Origin of the sequence: Streptomyces sp. NPDC001634, assembly GCF_040298185.1 — a bacterium.
Classification (GTDB): Bacteria; Actinomycetota; Actinomycetes; order Streptomycetales; family Streptomycetaceae; genus Streptomyces.
This window is the reverse complement of the sequence record NZ_JBEOZU010000010.1, coordinates 130,559-147,504: the sequence shown is the minus strand read 5'-3', so window position 1 is coordinate 147,504 and position 16,946 is coordinate 130,559. Positions and strand designations below refer to the sequence as shown.

Below are 16,946 nucleotides of genomic sequence, written 5' to 3'. Positions count from 1 at the left end.
CCTCCCGGCGGCTGGGGGTCAGCGCGCCTTGACGGCGTGCGACGGTCAGGCGAAGACGTCCTGCTGGTAGCGCTCGTCCGCTTCGAGCTGGGCGAGCCACTGCTGGGCCCTCTCGTCGTCGCTGCCGGTCTTCTGGCGGTGGATGGCGGCGAGGGCCTCGCGGACGGCGGGGGCCATGCGGCGGCCGTCACCGCAGACGTAGATGTACGCGCCGTCCTCGATGGCCTGCCACACTGTGTCGGCGGCATGGGCGATGGCGTTCTGCACGAAGCGGGCCGGGTGGCCGGTCACCGCGGAGAAGGCGGTGTGGATCTGCGCGATCCCGGCCTGCTCCCAGTCCTGCATCTCCTGCTTGTAGAAGTAGTCGTGTTCCGGGTGGCGGCAGCCGACGAAGACCTGCGACGCGCCCACCTGGGTGCCGTTCGCGTGCTGTGTCGCCCGCTCCTCCAGGAAGCCGCGCAGCGGCGCGATGCCGGTGCCGGGGCCGATGAGGATCAGCGGCGTGGCGGGGTCGGCGGGCGGGGCGAAGGTGGGGGAGGGCACGCGGACGTAGCCGTAGACGACGTCTCCGGGCTCGAGGCCGGCGATGTAGGCGGAGCAGGTGCCGCGGTACTGGCCGTCGCCGGACAGGGCCGGGCCCTCCAGCAGGCCGACGGTCAGGCGCACATGGCGCGGGTTGGCGGACGGGGCGGAGGAGATGGAGTAGAAGCGCGGGCGGATGGGGCCCGTCATCTCCAGGAACACGGCCAGCGGCAGCTCGACCGCCTCGAAGCGCTCCAGCAGGCCCAGCACCGAGATGCGCTTGCCGAGGATCTCCTTCTGGTAGCGCTCCTCGGCCTCCTCCGTTTCGGCGGTGTACGCCTGGAGCTGCGGCCGGGTCCATGGGCACTCGGTGTACTCGGCGAGCGTCTGGATCTGGGACCGGGTGGCCACGTCCTGCAGCTCCAGGAACTCGGTGAGCAGGATGCCGGCGGTGACCGGGGTGCCGACCGGCAGGTGGGTGCGGCCACCGGCCGGTTGCTCGAGCCGGAGCACCTGGTCGTACTCGACGCCGAGCCGCCTCAGCGCGCGCTCCACCAGGGCGAGTTCGTTCTTGGCGAAGACGGCCAGGTGGTTGCCGGTGTCGTAGGTGACACCCTCGGGCAGCTCGAAGGTGATGGACTTCGCGGACGGGCGCGGCGGCTCGATGGCGAAGTCCCACAAGCCGGTCGCGTCGGCCACCAGCTCCTCGTTGGCCACCACCGTGAGGGCGTACGCCTGCTCGGAGACGATGGCGGGACGCACGTCGGACTCGGTGAGCAGCTGGACCTGGTAGCGGGGGCCGCTCGCCTGGGAGGTGTCGGCGGCGTACTCCTCGGCCAGAGTGGCCCACAGGGTGTCCATCCACCGCGTGGCCATGCCGTCGAAGTCACCGGCGGCGTCCGCGATGCCGCGCTCGACGATGGGGGTGGCGCCGGCGGCCAGCAGACCTTCCTCGATCCGCTTGGGGAATGCCTGGTAGGTGGCCACCCACTGGGTGTTGCCGGCGCCCAGCAGCGCGTACCGCACATTCGCCAGCGAGCCCTCGGGCAGCCCGGCGGCGAGCAGGTCGTCGAAGCGCTGGGCGTTGTCGGGGGCCTTGCCGTTGTAGCTGGCGGCGACGACGGCGAGCAGGCCCTCGGTGGGCAGGTTGTCACCCAGCTCGTCCAGGCTGATGAGGGTGGTGCCGAAGCCGGAGCGCTCGCCGCGGTCGGCGATGGTGCGGGCCAGGTCCTCGCACGAGCCGAGGCTGGAGCCGTAGGCGACGGTCAGGTTCACGCCGACGCCGCTGACCGCTGCCTGCGCCTGCGTGTCGCCGGTCTGCAGGTCGGCGGCGCCGAAGACGGTGCGCTCGTGTTCCTGACGACGGCGGACGATCAGCTCGAAGTTGCCGGGCTTGCGCGTCAACGCCTCCCGGGGGTCCATCTTGTAGTCGTTGGTGTCGGAGAACTTGAACTTCTGCAGCACCAGCGCGAGGGCCAGGCGGGCCTCGGTGAGCGCGAACTGGCGGCCGATGCAGGCACGCACACCGTTGCCGAACGGCTTGTAGGCGTGCGGGTGCTGCTGGACGCGGTTCTCCGGCAGCCACCGGTCGATGTCGAACTCGTCCGGCCGCTCCCACGCCTTGGGGTGGGTGTGCAGCGGGCCCTCCAGGATGAGGACCTTCGCGCCCTTCTTCAGCTGGTAGCGGCCGCCGATGACGGTGTCCTCCCGCGCCGTCTTGCCAAACGACGGGATGGGAGCCCACAGGCGCAGGGTCTCGTCCAGGATCCGCGGGATGACGTCCAGCTGCATGATCGTGTCGTAGTCCGGGACGGTGTCGCCGGGCAGCAGGCGGTCCACCTCGGCATACGCCTGGGCCAGCACGTGCGGGTTGCGCATCAGCGAGTACGTGGCGAACGACAGCAGACCACTGGTGGTCTCGTGACCGGCGATCAGGAACGTCAGCACCTGGTCGCGGACGTTGTCGACGTCCAGCCGCTTGCCGGTCTCCGGGTCGGTGGCCTCAAGCATCAGGCCCAGCAGGTCCTCCTCACCGCCGCCCTTCCCCTCGCGGCGCTCCTTGATCACGCTCTCGACCAGCTCCTGCATCAGCTGGACGTTCTCGCCGTACTTCTTGGCATCGGCCTTGCGGAGCTTGGTCATCATCGGCAGCTCCTGCGAGCGCCGCAGCGACTCCACCAGCGCGCCCAGCAGCGCGTTGAGGAAGGGGTGCAGCTCCTCCTTCTCGAAGGAGTCGAACCGGTAGCCGAACCCCGACAGGGCGATGGTGTCCAGCGTCAGCCGCGTGTAGTCGTCGGTGATGTTGACCGGCTGACCCGCCTTGCGCTCCCACTTGCCCGCCAGGTTTTGGGCGATCTCCAGCATCTGCCCGAAGTACGCCTTCATGGCCCGCTGGCTGAACGCCGGCAGGAGGATCCGGTGCGCCATGCCCCATTCCTCTTCGTGCTGGTGGGCCGTGAACAGGCCCGCGCCCGCGAAGTCCCGGACATGCTGCAGCGGCGTCTTCACGATCTGCTTGAAGAACCGCGTCTCGTCGGAGACCTCGGCCACCAGGTCCGGGTCGTAGACGAAGATCTGCTCGACACCGGCGATGTCCAAGCCGTAGATGCCCTCGGGGAACTGCTTGGACAGCTCGGCGAAGTACTCGACCGGGTTGGTGCTGGGGATCTGCGGCGTGTTGCCGAGCAGGGGGATCCCGCGCGGGGACCGGATGGGGCGAAGGTCGTTCGCGGAGTGCGTGGTCATGGCTTGCTCCTCTGCGTGGAGGGGGATGGGCAAGGGCGCGCTGCGCAGGTCGATGCCGTGGCGCCGTACGGAAACATACGCCGTATGGAATTGGAACCATACGCGGTACGGAAAGTGGAGTGCAACCCCGGGAGCCCAGGTGGGGCTGTGGTGAAGCGGCATTTCCATACCGTGTACGGAACTGGTACCGTACGAGGTATGGAAAAGAAAGTGAGACGTCCCCCGCGGGGAACGAGGAAGAGAGACGTGCCTCTGACGGAGGCCGGGATCTATACCGCCGCCCTGCGGCTCATCGACGAGGACGGCGTCGAGGCGCTCACCATGCGCAAACTCGCCACCGAGCTCGACGCGAACCCGATGTCGCTGTACCACCACGTGCCGAACAAGGAAGCCGTGCTGCGCGGCGTGACGAGAATGGTCGGAGCGCAGTTCCGCACCGTGACACTGGAGGGCGCTCCCTGGCAGGAGCGGATCCGTCTGCTCGCCACAGACTTCCGGACCCTGGCGCACCGTCACCCCAAGCTGCTGGCGTACTCGTTCAGCCATCAGCCGGACTTCATCCAGCCCAACGACCCGTTCTGGACCGCCCTCACCGCCATCGTGGCCGCTGCCGGTGTGCCGCAGTCAGAGGTCTCGAAGATCGCCGCGCTGATGGTCGCCGTCGTCATCGGCGTCCTCACCGCAGAACTCAACGGCGCACTCCACCAGTGGTCGACCCTCAAGCCCCACGGCCCTGAAGCCGACGAAGACGGGGCCACGGACGCACACCCTGGCTCTACGGGTGCGGCCCCCGAAGGCCCTGACCAGGACCACATGTTCCGCCTCGTGATGGACACGCTGATCACGGGCCTGGAAAGCCGCCTCACCGCCGGTCGTGACGGCCGGTACGCCGGCCATTGAGCCAGTCAGCCTGAGACGCTGCGCCCCAGGCACTGGCGGCTGAGGCGCGCCCGCAGTCGGGCGATCTCAGGCTGCGACACACGGGAGCCACCCCGTCACATCGGGTGAGACCGCCCGGCGGGTGGTTCCCCATCCAGCCTCTACACGGCAGCCGTATGCCGAAGCTGAACCGTGAAATAACCATGGTCGTTGGCTTGTTCCTGGTCTCCCTCCTGAAGGGGGAGACCGTCGGCCTCGTCGAGCTGAATCACCCGCGTTCACCGAGGCGGGCCACCGCGTTGCTCACGGAAGGTGGGCTGGAGGCCGTGACACATCAAACGGTTGCGACTCGTGCCGGCGTCGGCAGGGCAACCGTCTACCGGCACTGGCCGAGCCTTCTCGACCTCCGCCTGGCCGCGCTGGAGGCCGGCATGCCCCCTCTCCCTCCGGTACCCGAGGAGCTTCGGGCCGCTTCGGGCAACGATCCGCGAGCGGAGCTCATTTACCGTCTGAACGTGCTCGCCGAGCGTTGGGACGACGAGCAATCGGGGGCCGTCCTTGCCGCGGTCCTCGGGGGCTCACGGCACGACGAAGGTATGCGCCGCCTCCGGGAGTCACTGCTGAACCAGATCGCCGATGCCCTGCGTCCCGCGGTTACCACAGCCGTCGAGCGCGGCCAGCTCCCGCCCGACGTCACCCCCGAGACATTCGCCATGGCCACCGCCGGGCCGCTGTTCTTCGAGCGCTTCTTCGTCGGGAACCACCTGGGACGCGACACCGTGAACGCCGTCGTGGACGCCGCGTTGCGAGGTTGGTCCTAGGTGTAGCGGCTTGCGGCCGCGAAGCAAGCCAGGCCATCCGTCCGACAAGGTCTCCGGCCTTCAATTCTTCGCAGCCGGTTACGCCTTCCTTCCGCAGCGCTTCGCCGACCATGTTTGCCGATGCTCTGCTCGCCTGGACGGTGTACATGGCCCCGGTCTCGTCGGGCTCCAGGAAACGCAGCGTCTGGCAGTGGCCAGGACCCTGGGCGCCAGCGTTCGGGTCGCTCGCTCCGGACCACGGACCCGCTCAGACCTCGGCGGCACCGCCTGGAACCCCCCGCTGACCTGGGCTAGTGACCAGCGGTAATGGGCGAGTACTCCCGTCCGCGCTCACATGCAACACCGCAAGCCGTACCGACCTCGACAGGAGCCGACGCAGCGGCAGGTACGGCCGAAGACGGCGTAATAAGGGCCTATGGGTGCGAGAGGTTTATCGGGAGACCGCCTCCTGGAGCAGCGCGCGAGGCGCGGGCTGCTGGGGATCGCGCTCGCACTGATCGTTGCCATCACGATGACGGACATCGGCATCGGCACCAGTGTTCATCTGGGCCCGTTGCTGGTCATCGCGCCGACTCTGATCAGGTGCGTCCCTGCGGCAGAGCCTGCCGATGAGCGGCGAGCTACGGAGCGCAGGGAGGTGGGCGATGCGACGCAGGTAGCGGGTTGCCGCGTGGCGGCTGGTCTCACCGAGGCGGGTCGGCCGCGGAGTCGCGGCGAACATCCTGACCGAGGCCGGCTTCGGCCCGGCCGCCCTCGACGCCACGACTGCGTCCAGCCACTCACCATGGCGGTGAACACCGAGGCGCAGACGTCCGTGTGCCTGCCTCAGGTCGCACCTTGACAGGACTCACCCTTCGGCGAGGAAGTGCGCCAGCAAGCGGTCGAAGTCTCTGTGGCCGAGCTCGGCCCCCCGGGGCACCACTGCCTCCGTTTCCTGCAGGAACGCCTTGAATTCCTGCGCTGGGGCCTTGAGCAGGGCCGTACCGGACGGCGGGTTGAGAAGGATGTACAAGTCGCGGCAGCCCTCCTCGCCGGTGGGCCATATGCGAACGTCTCCCTCGCCGACGGGGCCCTCCAGGCCGTCGATCAGCAAATCGCGCCCGATGATCCATTCCACCGGCTCGTCGCTGTCGACATCGGTGGTGAATGCGGCATGGACCACGTAGGGATCACTCGGCTCGTACCGCAGATTCATGATCATGGGCAAGGACGTCGCATGCACGCCGACAAGCTTCACAGGTAGCCCCTGGATCACAGTTCTCAATGACTTCATTGGGTCTTACTCCTGGTGCTTCGAGTCATCCGGGGAGGGTCATCGGAAGGGCTGTCGTCGGATTCAAAGGGGCTGCACAGAGACGCGGTTACTGCGAGGACCGGTGGCGGTCGGCACGAGGACACCCGCAGGAGCAGTTCTTCGTGCCGTCGCGAGGGCGCCCGGCCGACGGGAGCAGGCGAGGCCACCACTGCCGGCCGGGGCCATCCCGGAGATGTGGCCAACGGTGGTTGCCGGACCAAGGGCGCCCTTGGTCTCAGCGATCGACGCTGTACCGGTCGTGGTGGTAGTGAACCGACTCGTCACGGTCCCCACCTCGACGCCGGCCGTGGTTGCCGGGCCCGGTCACGCAGGGCAGAGCCGTCCTTGGACCGGAACGGCACGCTGTCCGAGTCCGAGGAGACGCACATGACCACACAGGTGCCCTGCTTATGGGGCGGTATCGATCCCGGCAAGGGCCACCACTGGTGGGTCGCCATCGAAGACACCGGAACCACCATCGCAGGGCCGCCGGATACCGGCCCTTCTGGCCGCGTCACTCGTCGCAGGCCGACCGTCAGCGCAAGGGTGAGTCCACGGTGGGCGTCAGCAGGATCTCGTCGAGGCCGACGATCTGGCTGATGTCGAAGCCCTCCATGTCCGCGCGGAATTCAGGACTCGACAGGTATGCCTCCAGCCGCTCCTGCACGTCGTCGGCGTCCTTGTAGGAAACGAGGGCGTACAGCCGGGGAGTGTCGCTTCCGGGCGCCGCGGGCACAGTCCAGACGCCGTGGGTGGTGATCCGGTGCTTGGCCATACCGGGAATGTGCTGGGCCCAGATCTTCTCGTAGGCGGCGAGCGCGTCGGAGCTGCGCAGGGTGTAGACGCGAAGCTGGTACTGAGACATGACACTGGTTCCTTTACTTCTGAGCATGGATGGTCGGCGGTCAGCCTTGGGGGAGGAGGTGTGCCAGTTCGGCATCCCAGTTGATGAGTCCGGACTCGGTACCCCGTGGCACCAGAGCCTGGGTGTCCTGAAGGAAGGACGAGATGTCCTGCACGGGGACCTCGAGCAAGGCGGTGCCTGCGGCAGACCCGAGGGCGATGCAGATCGACTCGTCACCCCGCCCTGCGGCCGACCAGATCCGGACATCCGCGTGGCCTGCGGAACCCTCCAGCCCGTCAGCCAGAAGATCCCGCCCCAGGATCCATTCGACCGGCTCGTCACAGTCGACGAAGAAGGCGGCACGGACGACATAGGGATCAGCGGGCTCGTAGCGCAGACGTACGCAGAGGGGCAACGAGTAGACGTGCGAGACGACCAGTTGCACGGTCACCCGCCGTTCTACGGCTCTCAAGGACTTCTTCATCGGCTTCCGCTCCTGGGTATGGCTCGGCGGTGCCTCACACCGGCCTGTGGCGAAGAGGCAGCGCGGGCGGAGGCGGTACAGCAGGGCGCGGGCGCCGGACGGCACCGGCGCACCGCATGAGGAGTAGCGCTGCACTCACTAGGCCGGCAGTCGGGGACGCCGCCCCCGACCGCCAGACGGATCCCCGTCGCCGGCAGGGACAGGGCCGAGGGGAACTGCTTGCGCACATGACCGATACCCGTCTCACCGGTCGTCGCGGCTCAGGTCATGGTGGTGCCTGCCCCCGCCGTCGTGCTCGCAGCGGTTCCCGTCGTGGCGGTAGGACCTGTCGGACGTCCAGCCGTGTCCCTCGCCCTCCCAGCGGTAGAAGTGACCATCGCGGTAGTAGAGACCGTCGCAGTCGTGCCGGGTCGAATCGGTGCCGTGGCGGTCCTGGTGCCAGCCGCGGGTCTCGTCGCAGGAGTAGCCCCGCTCGAGCAGGTAGCCGACACCGTGGTCCCAGCTGTAGTCAGCGGTCACGGCCCCGTCGGTCGGGTGCTGGGCGTGCGCGGACGCAAGGGGCGCGGCCGAAGCAGTGCCACCGGCACCGAGGACGGCGGCACCGGCGACCGCGACGGAGGAGACAGTGAGGGCGATGCGCTTCGCGAGCTTGTTCATGATCTTTCCTTCCCGAGGGGGTGATCTGTGCCAACGGCGGTTCTGCCAGGCGATGTATGACGCCCGGTGTGGTCCGAGCGAGCAGTTCCATACGTCGTATGGAAGCGCGTTTTCATTGTTACCATACGTCGTATGGAAATGTCGAAGTGGCGAAGGTAACCGTTGACCGGCTGGCGCGAGCGCCAACCGATGTCGCTCTTCAGCGCGAGCTGCCCGTCGCCGTCCCCTCGGCACGCCGGCCTTCCTCGCCTTGGCCACGGCAGTGTGTGTCCTGGTGATCGGTGGCTTCAGCGGCCCGGAAATCGCCTCAGCCCGGGGAGTAAGGGCTCGAAGTCACGGATGCATCCAGTTCGCCGCAGAGGCGGGTTTGCGATCGTCGGCAGGCGGGACGAGTATTTTTTTAGGGCGTGACGCCCGGGGCACACCCTGATGCCGACACCGTCGATGCAGCGCCCCCTTCTGGTTACGCCCACGCTCACGCTCACAGCCGACAAGCGTCACCGTGAAGGAAGCGGCGCAGCGAACAGGACCGAACCTGCTCATTCGGTGGCCTGGCCGGGGCGGCGGGTGGGGCATCCAGCCCCGTCGCCTTGACGGGACTTTAGAAACCGGCCGATGGCTTCATGACCGAGGCTGCATGACCGGGGCGATGGTCGCCGCCGCAGGGCGAGCGGCAGAGCGGAAGGAGTCTGCCCATGCGGATCGTCGTGGACCTGAATCGGTGCCAGGGATACGCGCAGTGCGTGTATCTGGCGCACGAGGTCTTCAGGTTGAACGGCCAGGAGGCGCTCACCTATGAGCCGAACCCCGACGACGAGCGGCGCCTGCAGGTCGAGCGAGCGGCTGCGGCGTGCCCGGTGCAGGCGATCGTGATGGACCGCTTGGACGGCGCGAAGCGGGGCGAGGCGCCATGACTCTGCGGGCAACGGTCGCAGAGCTGGTCCGGGAGTTCCGGGCCAGCGGCCGGATCGTCATCGTGGGTGCCTCTCTGGCCGGGCTGCGGGCCGCGGAGACCCTGCGCGAGGAGGGCTTCACCGGTTCCCTGACCATCATCGGGGACGAGCCGTACGAACCCTACGACCGTCCGCCGCTGTCCAAGCAGGTGCTCAAGGGCTGGGTGTCGGCCGACCACACCAAGCTGCCCCGCATGCGGGAAGTGGACGCGGACTGGCGGCTCGGGGTGGCCGCCGTTGGGCTGGACCGAAGCACCAAGAGGGTGCGTCTGGCCGACGGTGAGCAGGTGCCGTACGACCGGTTGCTGATCGCCACGGGCACCCGTGCGCGGCAGTGGCCGAACCCGGCCGAGGCAGCCCTGCACGGGGTGCACACGATTCGCTCGCGTGATGATGCCGCGCAGCTGCAGAAGGAGCTGGCCGAGCCGCCGTCGCGGGTCCTGGTCATCGGCGCCGGGTTCATCGGCTCGGAAGTGGCCTCTGTCTGCCGGGAGCTCGGCATCCAGGTGACCGTCGTCGAGCGGGGTTCGGCGCCGTTGGTCGGCGCGCTGGGCGGGGTGATCGGGGAGATCGCCGCGCAGATGCAGCGTGATCACGGCGTGGACCTGCGCTGCGGGCTGGGCGTGTCGTCGCTGGAGGGCGACTCCGAAGGGCATGTCCGGTGGGCGCACCTGTCCGACGAAACCACTGTCGACGCCGATGTGGTGGTGGCCTCGCTGGGGTCGATCCGGAACGTGGAATGGCTGGAGGGCTCGGGGCTGGCGGCCGGTTTCTGGGGTGTCGGGTGCGATGCCGGCGGTCGGGCCTTCGACATCAACGGTGTGGTCACCGACAGCATCTACGTGGCAGGTGACGTGGCGCGTGCGCCGCATGTGCTCTACGAGTACCAGTTCCTCGCGATGGAACACTGGGACAACGCCGTTCTCGGCGCGGAGGTAGCGGCGCACAACATGGTGAACCTGGAGCCCCACTATCGTCCGCATCTGCTGCTGCCCGGCTTCTGGTCCGGCCAGTTCGGCGTGAACATCAAGTCCGTCGGCGTGCCGCCTTTCGGTGACGAGATCGTCTTCACTCAAGGATCGGTCGAGGAGCGCCGTTTCGCTGCCGCCTACGGTCACCGGGGCCGCATCGTCGCGGCCGTCACCTTCGATCACGGCAAGTGGCTGGAGTACTACGGGAAGCTGATCGAGCAATCAGGTCCGTTCCCGCCTCCGCCGCCGGGCTGGGACCAGCCGCCCGATTCGAAGCCGGTGCCGGCCGAGTTCCCGGACCCACGGGTCCCGACGGCCGTCCCCGACGTCGTCCTGACCGGACACGCCCCGAGCGAGCGGACGGCTGAGTTCCGGCCGCGCCGTCACTGACGTGCGCGTCGGGACAAGCCCGTAGGCCGGCAGCACCGACAGGAAGAAGGAGGGGAGCTTCGTGGTCGAGGAAACCCCCTGGCAGCAGGCCCTCCGCTACGCCAACCGCGCCAATCCGTACCCGTTCTACGAGGAACTGCGCAAGACACCGGTGGCGCGGCAGCCGGACGGCACCTACGTCGTCAGCACCTACCGGGAGATCGTCACCTTGCTGCACGATCCCCGGGTCAGCTCGGATCCACGGAAGTGCCCCGTCCCGGCCACCACCCCGGCAGAGGGAGCGGCGGAGGCGGAGGCCGAGCCGATCACGGAGGCGGTCATCTCTCTGGAGCCGAACATCATCACCCAGGATCCACCCGAGCACGATCGAGACCGCCGGACGCTGATGCCGCATTTCGTCGGCCCGCCCCAAGCGCCTCACCTGATCTCCGACTTTGAACCCGAGATCCGCCGCATCGTGTCCGGGCTCCTGGACGACATGCAAGGCAAGACCCGGATCGACGCCGTCGACGACTTCGCCTACCCCCTGCCGGTCACGGTGATCTGCAAGGTCCTGGGCGTGCCGCTGGAGGACGAGCCACGCTTCCACCACTGGATCGAAATGGCCCTGGACGCCCTGGACTTCGGCCCCGAGGCCGCGTCCGAAGAGATCCGGAGCCGGCTGGCCGGCGGACGGCGGGCCGTGCAGGACTTCGGGCAGTTCGCAGCCGACCTGCTTGACCGGTACGCCGACCAGCCCGGCCCGGGAATGCTTTCGGCCATGGTGAACGAGGACGGCACGGAGGGACGGATGTCCAAGGGCGTGCTCGCCAGCAACGCCCTGCTCCTGATCTTCGCGGGACACGAAACCACCGTCAACCTGATCGCCCACAGCGTGCTCACGCTGCTGAGGCACCCCGAAGCGCTGGAGGAGCTGCGCCGCCGTCCGGAGCTGATCGTGCCCGCGGTGGAGGAACTGCTGCGCTTCGAGTCGTCCGTGCAGTTCTGGCACACCCGCTCCGCCCTGGAAGACATCGACATCGCCGGCACCACCATCCCCAAGGGGGCTCCGATCTTCCTGGCGTACGGGTCGGCGAACCGCGACCCGGAACGGTTCACCGACCCCGACCGGCTCGACCTCGAACGCCGCGACAACGAACACCTCGGGTTCAGCCAGGGCATCCACTTCTGCTTCGGCGCCCCGCTCGCGCGACTCGAGGTTCAGATCGCGGTCGGCGAGTTCGTCCGCCGGGTACAGAACCCCCGGCTCGTCGAGGATCCGCCGCCGTACCGGCACAACCAGATCTTCCGCGGACCCCGCCACGTCCTCGTCGACATCGACGGCATCCGCGACTGACCAGCGTCGCGTAAAGGATCGCCATGCGGGCTTTTCAACTCGTCGGCTGGCGGCAGCCGCCCGAGCTGCGCGAGGTGCCGACACCGGAGCCCGGGCCGGCACAGGTCCTGGTGAAGGTCGCGGGTGCCGGTGCCTGCCACTCCGATCTGCACATCATGCAGGCACCTGGACCGCTGCCCGGCTTCACGAATCCGCCCTTCACGCTCGGGCACGAGAACGCCGGGTGGGTGGAGCGGCTGGGACCGGGCGTCACTGGGTTCGCGCCCGGGGACCCTGTGATCGTCTACGGCGCCTGGGGCTGCGGAGGGTGCGCCAACTGCCGTGAGGGCAGGGAAAACTACTGCCAGAAGTGCGCGGGTGAGGGACCGGGCCTGCGCGGTGGACACGACGGCGGCATGGCCGAGTACCTGCTGGTCCCGGCGGCGCGCTACCTGATTCCGCTCGGCACCCTCGATCCCCGCCAGGCCGCCCCGCTCAGCGACGCCGGACTGACCAGCTATCACGCTGTGAAGCGGTCGCTGCACCTGCTGGGACCGGGCTCGACCGCGGTCGTGATCGGGGCCGGCGGTCTGGGCCAGATGACCATCCAGATTCTGCGCGCGCTCAGCGCGGCGACCACCGTCGTCGCCGTGGACACCGACGCCGGCAAGCTGGAGACCGCGCAGCGCTTGGGCGCCGAGGAGGCTCTGCTGTCGGGCGACAAGGCGATCGCGCGCATCAGGGACATGACGGAGCAGCAGGGCGCTCAGCTCGTGCTGGACATGGTGGGCATGGACGCGACCCTGCGGATGGCTGCCCGGGTGGCCAGGATGCTCGGGCACCTGACCATTGTCGGCCTCGGCGGCGGAGCCCTGCCCGTCGACTTCTCCAGCCCGCCGCACGAGTGCTCGGTCGCCTCGCCCTACTGGGGGTCCCTCACCGAACTGATGGAAGTGATCACCCTCGCCCAGCAGGACAAGATCAAGATGCTGGTCGAGCACTTTCCCCTGCAACGCGCCAACGAGGCTTACCAGCTCCTGCACGACGGCAGGATCCAGGGACGCGCCGTCATCACCCCTCACGTGTGAATGCCGTCGTCAACCCGAACGGGACACCACGACTGTGTCTGGCCGCCGGCATCGGGCGGTCCGGTGGAAACGCCCCCCGGCTCCCGCAGGGCGGAGGAGCTTGCCCGGAATACCTCATGCGCCACGGCCCCTGGCCTTTCCGCCGAGCGATATGAGGCTGATGGGGTGACGATGGACATGTAGTGACGTGACCACGCTGCTCGCAGAAGGAGGTAGGTGCCATGACATCTCCTTCCGATTCCTCCGGTTCCGTTCCGCCACGTGGCACCGACCCACTAGAGGGCCCTGCGGCCGAAGGCATCGCCGCCCTGGCGAACATGGGCTGGCAGTTCCTGCTCACCATGGGCCTCGCCACCATCGCCCTGGGCGTCATCGCCCTGGTCTGGCCGGGCGAGACGCTCCGCGTCGTCGGCGTGCTCTTCGGCGTCTACCTGCTGGCCACCGGTGCCTTCCAACTCGCCGCCGCCTTCGGCACCCACGTCCCCCGGCATCTTCGCGTACTGCACTTCATCACCGGCGCGGCCTCCGTCCTGTTGGGACTGATCTGCTTCCGGGGCCCCCTCGAGTCGGTCTTCCTGCTCGCCCTGTGGATCGGCTTCAGCTGGCTGCTTCGGGGCACTTTGGAGACGGTCGCGGCGGCCTCCGATCAGACCATGCCGGCGCGCGGCTGGCACGTGGCCTTCGGCATCATCGGCACCATGGCCGGCATCGTGATGATCGTCATGCCGTTCGACTCCATCGCGACACTCACGCTGGTCGTGGGCGTCATGGCCATCGTCGTCGGTCTGACCGAAGTGGTCCGTGCCATCAGGACACGCGTCGAGATCGGCCGTCTGGCTGCCGGCACGGCCCCTCAGCGGCGCCCCCTGTTCCACGCACGTCCGCACCCCCAGCACTGACCGGCGAAGCCGGATCGACCGGACGCCGGCGAGCGGCGACATCCCGCCACCTCCGCCGGCCGTCGGCCGGCGAGCGGCCCTTCACACGCATCTCGGCGCGGCTGTGATGGCGACGCAGGCGGCAGCCGAGGTATTCGGTCAGTCCGACGTCCAGGTCCCGCTCGAACACTGACCGGGCGAGGGCGATCAACAACCCGCTCTCACCCCGGGTCCTCGCTGTCTGCCAGGTCCGTCCGTTCAAGCTGTGCCCTGCAACCCCGACCGGCCTGTCAACGAACTTTCCCCTGACGAGGAAAGGCGCAGCCGTCGACCCGGGCGAAATCCTCGCTGCGCTTGTGGCGGCCGGATTCCACGGGGCCGTCATCCGGGGGCGTCGGACCGGTCGGCGTTCTCGGGGCCGTTGTCTGCCCGTGTCGGCAGCCCCAGTGGCCGACCGCCGCGGTGAGCCCAGATGTCACCGAGGACGACCTGGATGATGCCGGTGACGGGAATCGCCAGCAGGGCACCGAGGATCCCGGCGACTTCGGCGGCGATCAGGGTGGCCAGCAGCACGGTGAGGGGGTTGAGTTTCACCGTCCGAGACAGGATGACCGGTTGCAGGAGGTGGTTTTCGGCCTGCTGATAGAGGATGAAGAAGATGATGGCCCCGATGCCGGCCGGCAGGGAGTGGACGAACGCCACTGCGGAGGCGACGACAGCTCCTATGGTGGCTCCCACCAGGGGAATGAGGTCGGTCACGGCGACGAAGAGGGCCAGCAGGCCGGCGAACGGCACCCCGGAAACCAGCAGCACGACGTAGGTCAGAAGCCCGCAGATGACGCTGATCAGCAAGTTCCCGGTCAAGTAGCCGTTGACGGTACGGGCGCACGCGGCTCCGACGCGGCGTATGCGGGCCGCGGGCGCCTCGTCCACGAGGGCCAGGGACCGGTCTATGGCCTTGGGGCCCTCCAGCACCATCAGATAGGCCAGCACGAAGATGGTGAGAGCTCCCGCCGTGGTGCTCGCTGCACCGCGGAGGAACTTCGCGACCGGCGTGCTCAGTCCGGTGGCGAACGCGTGGATCTGCGCCTGATGGTGCTGGACATACTGCAGAGCGTGCGTCCGTTCCAGCAGGTTGCCGACCGGCCCGCGGCCGGCCTGGGCGTCCCTGATCATCGCGGGCAGGCGACCGGCGAACCGGCTTCCCTCCTGGGCCAGGGGGATGACGAACAGGGCGACCACCGCGCAGACGGCTGCGGCCGCAGCCAGGAAGACCAGCAAGGCGGCCACCGATCGTCGGCACCGCGGCACCCGTCGCTGCAGGGCTTCGACCGCCGGATGAAGGGAGACGGCCAGGAACAACGCGATGACCGCCCAGATCAGGACCCGGCGAGCCTGCACCACCAGCTCGAGTACGACGTAGGCGCCGAGCACCAGGCCGATGGTGGCGAGGATGGTTCGCACCGGAACCGGACGCGTCGCCATGGGCGTCGGGTGCCCAGCCCCGGTCACGGGAAAACGAGGAGCCCTCTTCGGGCTGCGGTGGTGGATGCTTCGTCCGTCCCCAACGGATCACCCGAGGCTGCCGCGTCCGTCGCGTCCCGGGCGTTGTCGCCTCGTTCGGCTGGCGTTGGAGAAGGCCCCGGCCGGACTCTCATCCGTACGCCGTGGAGGAGACGGCGTCGGCTCGGCGGTGGTCAGGGCGTTATGGGCACCGCCGTATCCCAGGTGCGGATCCCCAGGCCGAGCTGCAAGCTGATGTCATAGGCCGTAACCGTCGAAGGAAGTGTCATCGTGGCGGTGGCCGCAGGCGCAATCGCCGGACCGTCGGCCCGGTGGGGGACGGAGCCGTCAGCTGCGGGCGTGATCGCGGCAGTCCTGTTGTCGCCAGTGAGGTGCGCGCGGCTGATGCATGCGGCTTTCGGGTACGCGCCGTGAGCGAGAACGCAGCGCGGCCGACGACCGGCGCGCGGCGTCCCTGTCTGATCGTGAATCCGCGTTCGGGGGGAGGGAAGGCGAGCCGGTTCCGGATCGCGGAACGCGCCCGCACGCTCGGAGCCCAGGTGTTCCTGATCGATCATTCCCTGCCCCAGGACCTGGCGACGGTCGCCCGACGCGCGGTGGACGACGGTGCGGATCTGCTGGGCGTGGCGGGCGGAGACGGTACACAGGCGCTTGTCGCCGAGGTGGCCGCGGAGAGCGGCCTGCCCTTCGTGGTCATTCCGGCGGGTACCCGCAACCACTTCGCCATGGATCTCGGCCTGGACCGTGAGAACCCCTCGGCCGCGCTGGAGGCCCTCACGGACGGCGTCGAGCTGCGCGTGGATCTGGGGTACGCAGGCGAGCGGGTGTTCGTCAACAACGTCTCGTTCGGTGCTTATGCCGCCCTGGTGCAGGACCCGGCTTATCGGGACGACAAGCTTGGCACGGCCGTGCGCGTCCTTCCGGAATTCCTGGCCCGCCACGAGGGCCCGGAGTTGGTGGTCCGCACTGGGCCGCTCACCGTGGACGGGCCGGATGCCGTACTGGTGAGCAACAACCCGTACCAAGTCGATGACCCTGCCGGACTCGGCAGGCGTGCGCACCTGGATTCCGGCCTGCTGGGAGTACTGACCGCCAGGGCAGAGACGCCCGCCGAGACGGCCGCGAGGCTGCGCAGCGGGCAACCGCACGGCCTCACCCGTCTCGCCACGCCCGACGACGTGGTCGTGTACGCCGACGCCCCGGTCCTCCCCGCCGGGCTGGACGGCGAAGCCGTCAGCCTGCCGACTCCCGTGCGGTGCCGCATCAGCCCTCGGGCACTACGGGTATGGGTTCCCCGGCATCGTCCCGGCGCCCAGTCTGCCGGGCGACCGCCAGGGTGAGCCGCCATCCGGCGGGTGGTCTGAGCCTCGGGGAGCCGCTCTCACCCGCCGTGCATGCTCCGCGGAACCCGCCACCCGTCCGTTCACCTGTGAAGCCGTGACCTGGAGCCCCAGCATCTGATTTTTCGATCACCTATGAGGGTCTTGACGTCCAAGCCATTACATCTGATGATTTCATCAGAAAGGGTTAAATTGCTCTGATATGACACATACCGCACCGTGTGCCGCTCACCGGGACATC

The 16,946-nt window shown here is 68.5% G+C and carries 14 protein-coding genes; 8 read left to right on the top strand and 6 right to left on the bottom strand.

Annotated elements, in window-relative coordinates:
• Nucleotides 1-45: 45 nt before the first annotated feature.
• Nucleotides 46-3,267, bottom strand: coding sequence for a bifunctional cytochrome P450/NADPH--P450 reductase (locus ABT186_RS09365; protein ID WP_351924343.1), 3,222 nt, complete (start codon nucleotides 3,265-3,267; stop codon nucleotides 46-48).
• A 246-nt stretch (nucleotides 3,268-3,513) separates the two neighbouring features.
• Between ABT186_RS09365 and ABT186_RS09360 the strand changes: the two genes are divergently transcribed.
• Together ABT186_RS09360 and ABT186_RS09355 are read left to right on the top strand one after the other, a co-directional pair.
• Nucleotides 3,514-4,167: a TetR/AcrR family transcriptional regulator gene (locus tag ABT186_RS09360; protein ID WP_351924341.1), complete on the top strand. Its 654-nt coding sequence runs from the start codon at nucleotides 3,514-3,516 to the stop codon at nucleotides 4,165-4,167.
• A gap of 182 nt (nucleotides 4,168-4,349) precedes the next feature.
• The gene (locus ABT186_RS09355) at nucleotides 4,350-4,967 is read left to right on the top strand and encodes a TetR/AcrR family transcriptional regulator (RefSeq protein ID WP_351924339.1); all 618 of its coding nucleotides are present in this window, start codon (nucleotides 4,350-4,352) and stop codon (nucleotides 4,965-4,967) included.
• 847 nt (nucleotides 4,968-5,814) lie between these two features.
• On the opposite strand, the gene ABT186_RS09350 is transcribed toward ABT186_RS09355, so the two are convergent.
• The 4 genes from ABT186_RS09350 to ABT186_RS09335 all read right to left on the bottom strand — a co-directional run bounded on the left by ABT186_RS09350 (nucleotide 5,815) and on the right by ABT186_RS09335 (nucleotide 8,246).
• Entirely contained in the window at nucleotides 5,815-6,240 is a 426-nt protein-coding gene (locus tag ABT186_RS09350) for an SsgA family sporulation/cell division regulator (protein WP_351924337.1), read from the bottom strand.
• Nucleotides 6,241-6,796: 556 nt separating this feature from the next.
• On the bottom strand, nucleotides 6,797-7,126 hold the full coding sequence (locus tag ABT186_RS09345; RefSeq protein ID WP_351228487.1) for an NIPSNAP family protein: 330 nt from the start codon (nucleotides 7,124-7,126) through the stop codon (nucleotides 6,797-6,799).
• A gap of 40 nt (nucleotides 7,127-7,166) precedes the next feature.
• Nucleotides 7,167-7,589: an SsgA family sporulation/cell division regulator gene (locus ABT186_RS09340; RefSeq protein ID WP_351924335.1), complete on the bottom strand. Its 423-nt coding sequence runs from the start codon at nucleotides 7,587-7,589 to the stop codon at nucleotides 7,167-7,169.
• 243 nt (nucleotides 7,590-7,832) lie between these two features.
• A complete protein-coding gene (locus ABT186_RS09335) occupies nucleotides 7,833-8,246 on the bottom strand; it encodes a hypothetical protein (RefSeq protein WP_351228491.1) in 414 nt (137 codons plus the stop codon).
• Nucleotides 8,247-8,941: 695 nt separating this feature from the next.
• On the opposite strand from ABT186_RS09335, the gene ABT186_RS09330 reads away from it, so the two are divergent.
• The 5 genes from ABT186_RS09330 (at nucleotide 8,942) to ABT186_RS09310 (ending at nucleotide 13,862) form a co-directional block, all read left to right on the top strand.
• Nucleotides 8,942-9,160 (top strand): ferredoxin, encoded by a 219-nt coding sequence (locus ABT186_RS09330; RefSeq protein ID WP_351228493.1) that lies wholly within the window; start codon nucleotides 8,942-8,944, stop codon nucleotides 9,158-9,160.
• Nucleotides 9,157-10,560, top strand: a complete 1,404-nt coding sequence (locus ABT186_RS09325; protein ID WP_351924333.1) for an NAD(P)/FAD-dependent oxidoreductase — start codon at nucleotides 9,157-9,159, stop codon at nucleotides 10,558-10,560. The genes ABT186_RS09330 and ABT186_RS09325 overlap by 4 nt, the downstream gene beginning before the upstream one ends.
• 61 nt (nucleotides 10,561-10,621) lie before the next feature.
• The gene (locus ABT186_RS09320; RefSeq protein WP_351924331.1) at nucleotides 10,622-11,896 is read left to right on the top strand and encodes a cytochrome P450; all 1,275 of its coding nucleotides are present in this window, start codon (nucleotides 10,622-10,624) and stop codon (nucleotides 11,894-11,896) included.
• A 23-nt stretch (nucleotides 11,897-11,919) separates the two neighbouring features.
• On the top strand, nucleotides 11,920-12,963 hold the full coding sequence (locus ABT186_RS09315) for an NAD(P)-dependent alcohol dehydrogenase (RefSeq protein ID WP_351228499.1): 1,044 nt from the start codon (nucleotides 11,920-11,922) through the stop codon (nucleotides 12,961-12,963).
• A 221-nt stretch (nucleotides 12,964-13,184) separates the two neighbouring features.
• Nucleotides 13,185-13,862, top strand: a complete 678-nt coding sequence (locus ABT186_RS09310; protein ID WP_351228500.1) for an HdeD family acid-resistance protein — start codon at nucleotides 13,185-13,187, stop codon at nucleotides 13,860-13,862.
• A gap of 360 nt (nucleotides 13,863-14,222) precedes the next feature.
• Here the strand turns inward: ABT186_RS09310 and ABT186_RS09305 are convergent, their stop codons facing one another.
• Complete coding sequence (locus ABT186_RS09305; RefSeq protein ID WP_351228501.1) at nucleotides 14,223-15,326, bottom strand: AI-2E family transporter; 1,104 nt, start codon at nucleotides 15,324-15,326, stop codon at nucleotides 14,223-14,225.
• 449 nt (nucleotides 15,327-15,775) lie between these two features.
• Between ABT186_RS09305 and ABT186_RS09300 the strand changes: the two genes are divergently transcribed.
• A complete protein-coding gene (locus ABT186_RS09300) occupies nucleotides 15,776-16,705 on the top strand; it encodes a diacylglycerol/lipid kinase family protein (RefSeq protein WP_351228503.1) in 930 nt (309 codons plus the stop codon).
• Nucleotides 16,706-16,946: the final 241 nt, after the last annotated feature.